Origin of the sequence: Pseudoramibacter faecis (genome assembly GCF_036289405.1) — a bacterium.
Taxonomy (GTDB): domain Bacteria; phylum Bacillota; class Clostridia; order Eubacteriales; family Eubacteriaceae; genus Pseudoramibacter; species Pseudoramibacter faecis.
Map to the genome: position 1 here is coordinate 41,962 of NZ_JAYFFI010000004.1, position 14,252 is coordinate 56,213.

The following is a 14,252-nucleotide window of genomic DNA, read 5'->3' on the forward strand; positions in this document are numbered from 1 at the left end:
GCATTTCATATTCGTTAACGGCTTCATGTTAGCATCTTCTAACTTAAATGTCTATGCCTTTTTGCCTTTTTTAGTCCTTTTGACAATCAATTTCCGCCGAAAAACGACGCCTTTTGCAGGGCACCCTAATATCCTTTGATCACCCAAATGCGACAGACTCAAAAAAAGCCCCCCCTTTCGGAGCCCGGCATTCAGATATTTAGACAGAGCACAGTGATGTCGACACCGCTATTATTTTTTAAACAGGCTCAATATTCTCAAATTAAATCATTATTTGCCTTCCGCGGGAACAACACGCACTTGACACGACAACCACTTTGTCCCTTCACTTTTAATTAGAGAAGCTCTTCAAAATAAAATAATCCATCTCCGATTATCACAGGATCTTTGATCCATACCGCTAACGTTTCATTCTTTATTTAATTGACGCCGATTGCACGTTGTTATATAAAGTTGTTATATAATTATATCAGGATATCCTAATCAATAATAATAGAGAAACGTTCCTTAACAATAACGGTGACAGCGTTTATTCGGGAGCTTCTCGCGACCATCAAATCGATTTCCCATTTCTGGAGAGCAAAATGAATTGGAACAAATTTTTCAAAATAATTGGCATCGCCATCCCCAGGAAAAATTGAACTGTGATGCGTCTGTGGTCCATTTCTGAAGCGGTGCGGAAGCTTTAAAATCACGCTTGATCACGTTAGGAGCGACCCTGCCGACTTCGCTTTGTATGAATGGTATTTCTCCTTTGGACGTTTCCCTGCCAGCCCCATGCAGTGCATGAGGCGCCGGGTTCGTTTATGGTTCACCTTATATCCCTGGTTCAGCAATTCATGAAGGACCCTTCTGACACCATAGCGGCTATGGTTGCGGTCAAATATCTCCTTTATTCTTCCGCATATATATCAGCATTACGTTCTGCGGCTACGTCTGTTTTTCCAAGCTCGAAGCAATAAGCAGATCTGGACATTCCCATCGCTTTAAGCAGATGCTTCAGTTGGAATCCTTTTTCACGAAGTTCTTTGATGATGACTGCTTTTTCGCCTTGAGCAGCGCAGCTTCCTTTTCTTCTCTCAAGGCGATCTCTTTTTTATTACTTCATTCTCCGCTTTAATATATGCGTTTTCAGCCCTCAAGCGTATCAGCTCTTCACGTTCAGATTCGTTGAGAGGCCTGGGGTTATTAATGTTGAGATTCTTTTTCATAGTCTGGTCCTTGGAACTCCGTCCTCGTTTTTTATTTACCAATCCATTATAACCCTCAGTCTTATATCTGCGCACCCATTGGTACAGTAGTCCACCGTTAATGCCAGCATTGAGTGCTGCTGAATTATTAGAAGCCCCGGCGAGTACCTTTGAAACAAGCTCATATTTTTCTTCTGCGGTCCAAACTTTGTCTTGATTTTTGTGTTTTAAAACACTGGGACCATTAGCATCTTCCAGTCTTGCCCACTTGCGGACAGTATTATGAAAGTTCTCTGTCTTGATGTTATCCGGGGTGCCCGGCCATTTCCCCTGACGATATACTTCTACACATTTCCCCTTGAATTCATAACTGTATCGCATAAAAACACCCTCCTTACTGCTGCATTTTCATGTCCGGTAAAGAGGGTACATATCAAGCCCGAGAATCGTCTTTTTATTTGCTTTTAATCCTAATCGTCATCCGATTCCGGCGCGTCATCGTCCGCCGTTTGATTTCTCATGTTTTTAAGCGCCTCGACAAAGCCCACGTCGTAGCTCACACAGTTGCTCCAATCGGAATAAAACCGCTGGCCGCCCACCGTCACATAAGCCCGGACCTGGGCCGCAACCCTATAGCCCCCGCCACTGAGCCGATCGGTATAGCGCGTCTCGCCCACCTCGACGTATTGGGTCGCGTCTGCAGACATCGGATAGGAAACCACTTCCCGAATCTGATAACCCTCGGCGCCGTCCACCTGCTTCCAGGAAAAGGAGCGGCCGTCGGCACCGTTCTCCCAGGCCGAAGCCGTCGGGGCAGGCAACGCTTTAATTTTATAGTTCACCGTCATCACCGCGCTGAGATAGCCCCGCTCGGAGATCTCGACAGCACGCACCTGGGTGGTTTGGCCCGGCGGCAGCACGATGGGTCCCTTGTAGGGCGTGGATGCCGCCGTCGGCGCACTGCCATCCGCGGTGTAATAAATCCGGTCGCCGGTCCGGCCTTTTTTGAGCTTCGCGGTAAATCCGATGTCATAAGTCCCACTGACTTTGACAAATCGCGGCGTCCCCACGCACACCGTGTCCTGCATCTTCCGGTATTTGGGCGCCCGCGTCGCTCGGTATGCCTCCCGCACCAGCGCCTTCACCCTGGATTCGCTGTGGTGGGCGTCCAGCGACAAGGTGATGGCCCGGTCGTAGAGCGCGATCTTGTCTTCCTTCAGGCTGGAGCCGGCGATGCCTTTGCGCAGGGCCGCAATCCCCGCTTCCCGGTCCTCCAGCATCACATCGGCCCGGGCGTGATAAAACGCCGTGGGGCAATCAAACGTCTTCCGGCGGTTCAGTCGTTTGAGTTTCGCCTGGGCCGCGACCTTTTGATCGCGGGCAAGGTCGAGATTCGCGGCAATCGCCAGCTGATAGGGCGTGCGCTCGATTTTTGCCGCTTTTTTCAAATACTGCCGGGCCTGATCCAGCCGTTTCTCCGCCACCAGAGCGGCCGCTCCGCCTTCGTAACCCTCCACCCGCTTTTTATCAATTTCGATCAGGTTGTCATAGGCCCCCTCGGCATCGGCCGTCTTCCCGGCGTAAAGCAGGGCATTGGCCTCCTTCAGCTGCCGGCGGTACATCTGTCTTTGTTTGCCGTAATGCCGGCCCATCCCGAAAACGACGAGACAAACCAACACCACGCCCAGAGCGATCAATCGGGTCGGCGTCAGCCAGCGGCGCAGCGAAACCGCCTCGCTTTCCTCCAGATCCGCCAAATCTTCCCCTTCTTCGGAAACGGCCGACACTTCATTTTCCAATACCGCGGATGCCGAACCGGTATCCAAAGCCTCCGCCACGGCTACCGCCATGCCATCCTTCGGCAAATTTTCCGTCGACTCCGCCGATTCGCCTGGCGCGTCAGCCGCCGACACCGTTGCCGGCCGATTGTCGTAATGGAGGGCCTGCACCGGCGCGCCGCAGTGAGGACAAAAACGCACTTCGGCCGGCAGCTCGCCTCCGCAGGTCGGACATTTCACAACGGTTTTCCTCCCTTGCACTTGTAATCCTTTTTATTGTACCACGGCGGCCTGCCTTTCGCCACGATTTTATTGCGCGACGCCCTGCATGCGCCGCCAAAAAACCGCCTCACCCGCTTTGGACCTTATCCTGCCGCCGGGCCTTCACCCGCTGCTTCAGGCTCTGCGCTTTGACGGATCTCCCGCACGCCGTAAACCGCCATGACCGCCGCCGTGACCGGGATGGACAACTCCACTCCGATGCCGCCCACCAGCACCGGCATCGCCGCCTGAAACAGCGATTTCGCGTTGAGAAGCGCGCCCAGCGAATAATGACAGTCAAAATACAGCTGCACCAGCAGGAGCGATTCGCCGATCGCCGCGAAAAACAAGGTGTTGATGGTGATGCCCAAAACATCCCGGCCGATGGCCATGCCCGAGCGGACAATCGCCGCCCGAGACATTCCGGGATGGCAACGCATCACCTCAGAGGTGCCGCTGGCCACCGCCATCGCGCTGTCCTTCGCGGCGCCCAAAAGCCCCATGAGCATCACAAAAACGCCGACGGCCAGCATGTCGATGCGCAAATGAAGATTCATCATCAGGATTTCGTCTTCTTCCCAGGTACGCTCGTTGAGGCCGTAAATGCCCGCCCGGCGGCAAACCCACCAAACGCATACCGTCATTACCGCGATCACCACGAGCATCGCGATAAAAACCGCCTTGGTTTTCACATTCACGCCGTTCTGGTAAAACAGCGTCAGCAGCAGCATAGCCATCATGCTCGCCGCGCTGACGGCCATCACACTGGCTCCCAGCAGCAGCGCGGCGGCAGCCGCAATGATCACCAGCGCGTTCAACGCCAGCGTCGCCGCAATTTTTTCCGTCTGACCCCGGGTCGTGATCGCGAGACAAACGATGAGCACAATGCCCAGTCCTACAACCATTTGGCAATGCCCTCCCTTCGCCAGGCCCGCGCCGCCAGCGCGGCGGACACGGGAATACACAGCACGATGCCGAGCGCTCCCGCCATGAAGCGAATCACCTCGTAAAGCGCGTAATAACGAAAAATGATGATGGGGCCCATCCCATTGGCGAGCATCACCAAATAAGTGGGGATCTTCGCCGTTAAATAAGTATAAAACAGCACGTTGATCATCGTGCCCGCCACGTCGTTGCCGATTTGCCGGATCGAATGCACGAGCTCAATCTTCGGGGTGTCCGGCGCCACCCGCAGAATTTCCGTCACGCCGCTGATCACCGAGATTGCCGTATCCATCACCGCGCCGCAACTGCCGAGCAAAATGCCCCAGGTAAAAATCGTCTGCAAGGGCAGGCTGCCGTTGCGGATATAGTTCTCCAACGTGTAATCCATATGAGGGGACAGCCGGCTTGTCACCGCGTAAACCACGGCGAGCAGGCCCATGCAAATCACCGTGCACAAAAGCGTCAGGCGCATCTGCCGGCTCCACCCTAAACTCAGCAGGAGCGAGCACACACAGAAGAAAATCAGCAACATCAGCGCCATTGGCATAAAGCGCAGTCCCATCTGGGCACAGACAAAGGCCAAGATCAGTGCCGCCAGGTTCGCCATCAGCGCCAGAGCGAAGGTCGCCCCCCGTCGGCCGGCAACAGCCACTGCTCCAAAGACGAGCACGCTGAACAGCAGCGACAGAAAATAATCCCGTTTCTGCCCGGCAACCGAGGTGCGCAGACGACCGTTCGGCCCCTCGATCACCTTGTCGAGCAGAACGATGTCGCCCCGATGATAGGTCACACTGTCCATCCGGGTCTGGGAATAAAGATTGACCGCGCGAGCCTTTCGGCCCCGATATCTGCCGTTGAGCAGCCGCAGAGTCATGGCTTGCCGGTATTTGGCTTCCCGATTGCCGGCGGCCGTCGACACGGTGCCGTCATCGGTCTGTCGGATTTTTTCGATCCTGGCAATCGGCGTCCGGTAATGATCCCAGTCAAAGTAGACACAAAGATTTAAAGCCACCAGCAGCAAGGCCAGGCCGCCCAGAAGCAGCATCCGTCGATGGTTTTTAATCTTGTCCCGCATGGCCTTCCTCTCCGTTCTTCGTCTTTTGCATGGCGCCAAAAGTTTAGCATGCCACAAATTATACCAAATAAAAGAGCCGGGAGCACCTTTACGGTCTTCCCGGCCCGAAAACGGCAGTTTTCTTTAAGACTCCCGTTTAAACCACGTCTTCAATCGCGGCCCACTGGCTGTTGTAAAGATCGGCATAAAAACCGTTTTGCGCAAGCAAGGCCTCATGGCTGCCCTGCTCGACGATGTCGCCGTCCCGCAGCACCAGAATGACATCCGCGTTTTGAATCGTCGACAGCCGGTGCGCGATGATAAAGCTCGTGCGCCCCGCCATCAAATTGTCCATGGCCCTTTGGATCATCACCTCGGTGCGGGTATCCACGGAGCTGGTCGCCTCGTCGAGAATGAGCACCTTCGGACCGGCCAGAATCGCCCGAGCGATGGTCAACAGTTGCTTTTGTCCCTGGGAGATGCTGCCGCCCTCTTCGCCCAGCACCGTGTCGTAGCCGTCGACCTGCGTGCGCACAAAGTGATCGACCTGGGCCGTCTTTGCCGCGCGCACCACCGCGTCGTGGTCCGCCGCAAAATTGCCGTAGCGAATATTGTCTTCGATGGTGCCGCTGGTCAGCCAGGTGTCCTGCAGCACCATGCCGAAGATCCGGCGCAAATCGCTCCGGGCGAAGTCGCGGCTGTCGTGCCCATCAATCAGGATCCGGCCGCGGTCAATATCGTAAAAACGCATCAGCAGCTTGACGATGGTCGTCTTGCCGGCGCCCGTCGGCCCGACGATGGCCACCTTCTGCCCCGGCTGCACGTCCACCGAAAAATCCCGGATGACGGGCTTGCCCGGCAGATAGCCGAAGCCCACGTGCTCGAAGGTGATCCGCCCGCGCACCGCATCCGTGGGCACCGCCCGTTCGGGATCGGCGCTTTCCTCCGGTTCGTCCAGAAAAGCAAAGATGCGCTCGGAGGCGGCCATGGTCATCTGCAGCACGTTGGAGATATTGGCCACCTGCGTGATGGGCTGGTTAAACTGGCGCATATAGGTAATGAACGCCTGAATATCGCCGACCTGCACCCGACCGTGCACCGCCAGATAGCCACCGAGGATGCACTCGCCCACATAACCCAAATTGGTCACAAAGGTCATGATCGGCATCATCATCCCCGACATGAACTGGGATTTCCACGCCGTGGTATAAAGCTTGTCGTTGTATTTTTCGAAGGTCGCCGTGGCATCGGCCTCTTTGTTATAGGCCTGGATCACTGTGTGCCCGCCGTACACCTCCTCGATATGGCCGTTGATGTGGCCGAGGTATTCCTGCTGGCCGGCAAACTCTCTTTGCGAACGACGGATCATCAGCATGGCAAGCCCCCCGGACACCGGCACGATACACAACGCAATCAGCGTCATCTGCCAGCTGATGGAAAACATCATCGCCAAAATGCCGACGATTGTCGTCACCGCCGTCACGATCTGGGTCAGACTCTGGGTCAGGCTTTGGTTGATGGTTTCAATATCGTTGGTCATGTAGGAGAGCACCTCGCCATAGGACGTCTGATCGTAATAGGCGAAGGGCAGCCGGTTCATTTTGGCAAAGACATCCCGGCGCATGCGATAGGTCACTTTCACCGCCACCTGGGTCATAATCAGGCTTTGCACTGCCTGAAAGGCTGTCGACGTGAAATAGAGCATCACCAGTTTGAAAATGATGCCGCCGATCTTAGAGAAGTTGATTCCGCCGCCGGTATTCGCGATGGAGGCCATCAGTCCCTTGAAGATTTCCGTGGTGGCCCGGCCCAAAATCTTCGGCCCGACGATGGTAAACACCGTCGAGGCCACGGCAAAAGCCGCCACCAAGAGAATTGCCATTTTATACGTGCCGAGATAATCTATCAGCTTGTGCAGGGTCCCTTTAAAATCCTTGGCGCGCTCGGTGTTGGTCATTCCTCGAGGGCCAGGGCCGCCCGGGCCGCGCTGGCGCTTGGGCGCGTTGTCCCTGGTTATTTTTTCTGCCATCACGCTTCCCCCTTTCCAAGCTGTGAAGCCACGATGTCGCGATAGGTCTCGCAGGTTTCAATCAGCGCGTCGTGACGGCCGATGCCTGCCACGCGGCCTTCGTCGAGCACGACAATCTGGTCGGCATCCATGATGGTGTTCACCCGCTGCGCCACGATGAGCACTGCCGCCTTTTGCGTATAAGGCCTGAGCGCCCTGCGCAAAACCGCGTCGGTTTTAAAATCCAGCGCTGAAAAGCTGTCGTCAAAGATATAAAGATCCGGCTGTTTGGCCAAGGCCCTTGCGATGGCCAGCCGCTGCTTTTGTCCACCGGACACGTTGCTGCCGCCCTGGGCGATGGCGCGGTCGTAGCCCTCCGGCGACGCGTCGATAAATTCCGTCGCCTGGGCGATTTCCGCCGCAATGCGAATCGCCTCGTCACTGGCGTCCGCCCTGCCAAAGCGCAGGTTGCTCGCCACCGTCCCGGAAAAGAGCGTCGCTCGCTGGGGCACAAAGCCGATGTGATCCCGCAGCTCGTGAAGCGAAACCGCGCGGATATCCGTGTTGTCGATGGTGATGCGTCCGGCCGTCACGTCGGCAAAGCGCGGAATCAAATTGACGAGCGTCGATTTGCCGGATCCCGTCGAGCCGATAAAGGCTACCGTCTGTCCCGGCTCCGCGACGAAGCTGATGTCGTGGAGCACATCCTCGTCGGCGCCGGCATAGCGAAAAGACACATGGTCGAAGATCACCCGCCCCGGATGCGCACCGGGAAAATGTGCCGGCGCCGTCGGATCCTGAACCGCCGGCTCGGTTTCGATCACTTCCGCAATGCGCTCCGCCGAGACCTGGGCCCGGGGAATCATGATGAACATTACCGCCACCATCACAAAAGCGATGATGATCTGCATCGAATACTGCATGAAGGCCATCATATCGCCGACCTGCATCGCCGAGTCCGCAATCTGATGCGCCCCGACCCAAACGATCAGCAGGGTCACGCCGTTCATCATGAGCATCATGACGGGCATCATCAGCGCGATCACCCGGTTCACAAAAAGATTGTTTTGGGTCACTGCGGTGTTTTCGCCGTCGAAGCGCTCCGCCTCGTGGCTCTGATTGCTGAATGCCCGGACGACCTCCATCCCGTTGAGGTTTTCCCGCATCACCAGATTCAGCCGGTCGATGAGTTTTTGCATAATTTTAAACTTCGGCATCACCAGCGCCGCCACCACGGCAATGAGCCCGAGCAGCACGATTACCGCCAGGGCAATCACCCAGGCCATCGACACATCCCGGCGCAGCGCCATGATGATGCCGCCGGTCCCGATGATCGGCGCATAGCACACCATGCGAATGGCCATGATGATAAAGGTCTGCAGCTGGGTGATGTCGTTGGTGCTGCGGGTGATCAGCGACGCCGTGCCGAAACGGCTAAACTCCGGCGACGAAAACGTCGTGACCTTTTGAAACAAATCCTCCCGGAGGTTTCGGGCCATGCCCGCCGCGATGCGCGATGCCAGAAAGCCCACGCTGATGGCCGCTAGCGCGCTGAGCACTGTTAAGCCGATCATCTTCAGACCGGTACGGACAATATAACTCTGTTGCCTCGCCCCGATATCGACGCCCAGTTCTTTTCCAAAAAGCTTGACGAACACCGCCCCGGTCTGGCTTTGCATGCTCGTGTCAATCTTCATCGCCTTATCCCGAGCTCGCTGCATCGCCGAGCCGCCGACAGCGCGGATCGCCGGCGTAAGCGGATACACCTCTGTCATATCGATCTTGTTCAAATTACTGCTGGTGGTTTTGCCGCCCATTTTAAAATCGGCGCTGCCGCCGGTCGATCCCTGGTTCATCGCCTGAATCTGCTTGGCGTTCAGTCCGAGTTTGGCTGCCTGGGCCGGATCCGACAGCATGGCCAGAAGTGTCTTATCGCTCACAGCGGATAAATTCATCCCTCTGGCCGCCGCTCTGGCGCGCGCCTGGGCGATCAGCTTTGCCCGGGCCTGAGCGGCTGCCGCTTTTTTGATCTGCGCGAGGTTATCCTTATCCTGAATAAACTCGATAAAGGTCCAGCCGGCCCGTGAAAAAATCGGATCCAGCGTATCGTAGGCTGTATCCGTTTTGGTTTTGAGCTGATACAGCCCTTCGCCTTTTGCCAATTTATCATAAGTCCTGCGGTCGACCGCCGCCGCCGGAACGTGTCGATAGTACCGGTCGAGCCGCGCCCGTTCCTTTTTCGTCATAAAACTGCGCATAAAGGCGTAGCCCCTGTCGCCGATCACCTCCGGCGCCGCGTGTTTAATCCCGTTTTGCTGAATCCCCACGTTGATGATATTGCTCATCATATTGGGCAGATTGAGCTCGCTTACCGCCTGCACAAACAAAAAAGCCACGGCCACCAAAAAAAGCAGACCGTAGGGCTTTAAATATTTTCTTAATTTTCGCATCTGTTTCCCTTCATCATTCGATACGGTCAAAACTGGGAATCGCCCGCTCCGGCCTGCGCCTGCCGCAGAGCTCCGTGCTCAGCAGCAAACTCCTTGAGCAGCGCCAGCATCTGTTGGGCTTTCTCTTCGCCCATGCGCCTGGCCGTTTCGTCCAGCAGGGTCTTGCCGAAGACGGATGCGCTGTTCATCTTGGTCAGCGCCTCTTCGGTGGGCACCAGATGAATCACCCGACGATCCTTCACATCCGGCACCCGCAGGATGTATTTTTTTTCTTCCAGTTCTTTGACGACCTGCGACATATTGGACTTGGTGCAGTGATTCATCTGGCTGAGGAGTGACACCGTCATCCGGGGTTCGTCTTCGTTGCGCGCCCCCCGCAAAATTTGCAGCAAGGTGCTGAATTCCCCCGGACGCAGATGCATCCCGGACGCTGCATCCCGCAGATATTGGCTCACACTGCCGCGCTGCAGGTTCATCATTTCCCGCATAAATTCGTAACTGAATGTTCTTTCCATCTTCGATCTCCTTCTTGTCGCATCTTTAAAATGCCCATGTTCAGAACAAATGCTGCATCTCGTCGGTGTCGCAACCGCTCGACAATGCCCATTTAGCCATATTCACTTTTATACCCGTCAACTATAGCTTTGTCCCCGGCTTTTGTCAAGATAGCCCTTTGCCCAATTACAGTGATTTAAGTTTATCCCTGCATCGGCATATCGCTTTTGTATTTAAATCATTCTCATTTTTAAATTTTAGAATATCGATAGCCAATCATATTTTTTTCTTCTATAATAATTTAACTGTCTTTATCCCTTGATAAAAAATTTTTAAGGAGGATTTGCATGATTAAAACACTCATGGCGAGTCTGCGCGAATACAAAAAGGCATCGCTGTTCTCGCCGCTTTTCGTGACCCTCGAAGTCGTCATGGAAGTCATCATCCCATTGCTCATGGCCCGCCTGATCGACCAGGGGCTCAACAAGGGCGATATGCGCGCCACCGTGACCTATGGTCTTGTGATGCTCGCCGTCGCCGCCGTCGCCCTGCTCTTTGGGGCCCTGGCCGGCAAATACTGCGCCACCGCGTCTACCGGCCTCGCCAAGAACCTGCGCCACGATATCTTTGCCAGGGTGCAGGATTTTTCTTTCAGCAACATCGATCATTTTTCCACCGGGGGGCTTGTCACCCGGATGACCACGGACATCACCAACGTTCAAATGGCCTATATGCTCATCGTCCGGGTGGCCGTCCGCGCGCCGCTGATGCTCATCTTCTCGCTCGTCATGAGCCTGACCATCAACCCGCAGCTGGCGAGCACTTTTTTAATCGCCATTCCGGTGATGGGCGTCGGCCTGCTGCTCATCGTCCGCGCTTCCCATCCGGTCTTCCAGAAGGTCTTCCGGGTTTATGACAGGCTCAACAATATCGTTCAGGAAAATTTGCGGGGCATCCGCGTGGTGAAATCCTTTGTGCGCGAGGACTACGAGGTTAAAAAATTCAACAACGTCTCCAACGACATCTACGAAAAATTCAGCCGTGCCGAAAAGCTCGTCGCCTTCAACAGCCCGCTGATGCAAATTGTGATGTATGCCTGCATGATCACGCTGGCCTGGTTTGGCGCGCGCTTTATCGTCGGCGGCACCTTGACCACCGGCGAGCTCACCAGCCTGATCACCTACGTGATGCAAATCCTGATGAGCCTGATGATGCTCTCGATGATCTTTGTGATGATGACCATCGCCCAGGCTTCGGGCGAGCGCATCGTTGAAGTCCTTAATACCAAAAGCAATCTGACGAACGCTGTCCGTCCGGTGATGGCCCTCAAGGACGGGTCGGTGGTTTTCGACAACGTCAGTTTTTCCTATCAGAACAACCCGGACAAGCTCTCCCTTAAAAATGTGAACCTGGCCATTGCCTCCGGCGAAACCATCGGCATCATCGGCGGGACGGGATCGGCCAAAAGTTCGCTGGTGCAGCTGATCCCCCGGCTTTACGACGCAACCGTCGGCACGGTTTACGTCGGCGGGGTGGATGTGCGCGAAATCGATCTGAAAACCCTCCGGGCCGACGTGGCCATGGTGCTTCAGAAAAACGTGCTTTTCTCCGGAACCATCGCCGACAACCTGCGCTGGGGAGATCCGGACGCCACCGACGAGGAACTTTGGCATGTCTGCGAAATCGCCTGCGCCGACGAATTCATCAAAGACATGCCGGACGGGCTTGCCACGATGATCGAGCAGGGCGGCTCCAACGTCTCCGGCGGGCAAAAGCAGCGCCTGTGCATCGCCCGGGCCCTCCTCGCCCGGCCGAAGATCCTCATCATGGACGACTCCACCTCGGCGGTGGACACCAAAACCGATGCGAAAATCCGCACCGCCCTGAAAGAGATCATCCCCGGCACCACCACCTTTATCATCGCCCAGCGCATCGGCTCGGTGCAGGAGGCCGACCGCATCATCGTGATGGACGGCGGAACCGTGTCCGATTTCGGCACCCACGACGAGCTGCTCACACGCTCGCCGATTTACCGCGAAGTGTATGAATCGCAAACCAAAACCTCGCCTGACGCGGCGAAGAAAGGAGACGAAGCCCATGTCTAAAGAAAAACACAAACTCAAGGGCATCCACTACGTGGACGAAAACGGTCAGCGCGTGGGACACAAGATCCCCAAGGCCGAGCCCTCCCGCGCCGACCAGATCGACGGGGCGACAGTGCGCCGGCTGGCGGCCTATATCGACAGAAACTACAAGCTGCGGTTTAGCGCCGTCATCGTCTTCATCATCGCCAGCGCCGTGGTGGGCGCCGTGGGATCGCTGTTCATCGGGAGTGTCATCGACGACTACATCACGCCGATGCTCCGCCAGGCTCATCCCAATTTCGCCCCGCTTTTGCACGCGGTGATCGTCATGGCCTGCATCTTTGCCGGCGGCGCCCTGTGCACCCTGCTGTACAACCGCATCATGGTCACCATTTCCCAGGGCATCCAGAAGGATATCCGCGACGAAATGTTCGCCAATATGCAGCGGCTGCCGATCCGCTATTTCGATCAGAACGCCCACGGCGACATCATGAGCCATTTCACCAACGACACCGACACCCTGCGCCAGATGCTTTCCATCGCGCTGCCCCAGAGCATCAGCGCCCTGGTGACCGTCATCGCGGTATTTATCGCCATGCTGACCACCAGCCTGGTGCTGACCCTCCTCGTCGTGGTGACCATCGCTGCGATGATCTGGATTTCCGGCAAGGTCACCGGCGCGAGCTCCCGGTATTTTATCCGCCAGCAGAATGCCCTCGGCGTCGTCAACGGCAATATCGAAGAAATCATGGCCGGGCAGAAGGTCGTCAAAGTGTTTAACCACGAGGCGGCGGCCCAGGCCGATTTCGACGCGAAAAACGAAACCCTGTTCCAAAACGCGGAAAGCGCCAACACCTTCGCCAACATTTTGATGCCCATCATGGGCAACCTCGGCAACGTGCAGTACGTGCTGGTCGCCCTGGTGGGCGCCGTGATGATGCTCTCCGGCCACACGGCGCTGACCCTCGGCGGCCTGGTCGCCTTCCTGAATCTGACCAAGAGCTTCTCGATGCCCATCAGTCAGATGTCCCAGCAACTTAACGCCATCATCATGGCGCTGGCCGGCGCCAAGCGCATCTTCACCCTGATGGACGAAATGCCCGAAGCCGACGGCGGCGACGTGACCCTGGTGAACGCCATCGTGAAAAACGGCCAGCTCCTCGAGGCGGACCACCGCACCGAAACCTGGGCCTGGCGCGCGCCGGATACCGACGGCGCAGTGCACTACCGGGCGATGCGCGGCGAAGTGCGCCTCGATCACGTCGACTTTGAATACGAAGCGAACAAACCCATTCTCCACGACATCACCATCCACGGCAAGCCCGGCCAGAAAATCGCCCTGGTCGGGGCCACCGGCGCCGGCAAAACCACCATCACCAACCTGATCAACCGATTTTACGACATCGGCGGCGGCGAGATCCAATACGACGGCATCGACATCCGCCGCATCACCAAGCCGGCTCTGCGCCGCTCCCTGGGGATTGTGCTGCAGGAAACCAACCTCTTTACCGGCACGGTGATGGAAAACATCCGCTACGGCAATCTGGACGCCTCCGACGCGGAGGTGATCGCCGCGGCGCGCCTGGCCAATGCCGACGAGTTTATTCGTCTTTTGCCCGACGGCTACGACACGACGATCGACGGCAGCGGCGGAAACCTCTCCCAGGGGCAGTGCCAGCTTTTGGCCATCGCCCGGGCGGCCGTCGCCAACCCGCCGGCCATGATTTTGGACGAAGCCACCTCCTCCATCGACACCCGCACCGAAGCCCTGGTGCAGGCGGGCATGGACAAGCTGATGATCGGGCGCACGGTGTTCATCATCGCCCATCGCCTTTCGACGGTGCGCAATGCCGACGCCATCATGGTGATGGATCACGGCCGCATCATCGAGCGGGGCAGCCACGACGAACTGATCGCCAGGGGTGGCGTGTATTATCAGCTTTACACCGGCAACGCCGAGCTCGAATAAATGCACAGCAAAAAAGCG

Annotated in this window: 10 protein-coding genes; 2 read left to right on the forward strand and 8 right to left on the reverse strand. The window is 56.4% G+C overall.

What is annotated here, in order from left to right; translation table 11 throughout:
- Positions 1 to 701: 701 nt before the first annotated feature.
- The 8 genes from V3C63_RS11775 to V3C63_RS04905 form a co-directional block, all read right to left on the reverse strand.
- Positions 702 to 908, reverse strand: a complete 207-nt coding sequence (locus tag V3C63_RS11775) for an IS3 family transposase (protein ID WP_425355353.1) — start codon at positions 906 to 908, stop codon at positions 702 to 704.
- 171 nt (positions 909 to 1,079) lie between these two features.
- A complete protein-coding gene (locus V3C63_RS04875; RefSeq protein ID WP_329886691.1) occupies positions 1,080 to 1,571 on the reverse strand; it encodes a helix-turn-helix domain-containing protein in 492 nt (163 codons plus the stop codon).
- A gap of 89 nt (positions 1,572 to 1,660) precedes the next feature.
- A complete protein-coding gene (locus V3C63_RS04880; protein ID WP_329886692.1) occupies positions 1,661 to 3,208 on the reverse strand; it encodes a chitobiase/beta-hexosaminidase C-terminal domain-containing protein in 1,548 nt (515 codons plus the stop codon).
- 125 nt (positions 3,209 to 3,333) lie between these two features.
- A complete protein-coding gene (locus V3C63_RS04885; protein ID WP_329886693.1) occupies positions 3,334 to 4,134 on the reverse strand; it encodes a YibE/F family protein in 801 nt (266 codons plus the stop codon).
- On the reverse strand, positions 4,125 to 5,249 hold the full coding sequence (locus V3C63_RS04890) for a YibE/F family protein (RefSeq protein ID WP_329886695.1): 1,125 nt from the start codon (positions 5,247 to 5,249) through the stop codon (positions 4,125 to 4,127). The genes V3C63_RS04885 and V3C63_RS04890 overlap by 10 nt, the downstream gene beginning before the upstream one ends.
- Positions 5,250 to 5,385: 136 nt before the next feature.
- Positions 5,386 to 7,257 (reverse strand): ABC transporter ATP-binding protein, encoded by a 1,872-nt coding sequence (locus V3C63_RS04895; RefSeq protein ID WP_329886696.1) that lies wholly within the window; start codon positions 7,255 to 7,257, stop codon positions 5,386 to 5,388.
- On the reverse strand, positions 7,257 to 9,686 hold the full coding sequence (locus tag V3C63_RS04900; protein ID WP_329886697.1) for an ABC transporter ATP-binding protein: 2,430 nt from the start codon (positions 9,684 to 9,686) through the stop codon (positions 7,257 to 7,259). Before V3C63_RS04900 ends, V3C63_RS04895 begins: the two co-directional genes overlap by 1 nt.
- Positions 9,687 to 9,712: 26 nt before the next feature.
- Positions 9,713 to 10,201 carry a MarR family winged helix-turn-helix transcriptional regulator gene (locus V3C63_RS04905; protein ID WP_329886698.1) on the reverse strand — a complete coding sequence of 163 codons (489 nt, stop codon included), beginning with the start codon at positions 10,199 to 10,201 and terminating at the stop codon, positions 9,713 to 9,715.
- Positions 10,202 to 10,528: 327 nt separating this feature from the next.
- Here V3C63_RS04905 and V3C63_RS04910 point away from each other — a divergent pair, with 327 nt between their 5' ends.
- Complete coding sequence (locus V3C63_RS04910) at positions 10,529 to 12,286, forward strand: ABC transporter ATP-binding protein (RefSeq protein ID WP_329886700.1); 1,758 nt, start codon at positions 10,529 to 10,531, stop codon at positions 12,284 to 12,286.
- A complete protein-coding gene (locus V3C63_RS04915) occupies positions 12,279 to 14,234 on the forward strand; it encodes an ABC transporter ATP-binding protein (protein ID WP_329886701.1) in 1,956 nt (651 codons plus the stop codon). Before V3C63_RS04910 ends, V3C63_RS04915 begins: the two co-directional genes overlap by 8 nt.
- Positions 14,235 to 14,252: the final 18 nt, after the last annotated feature.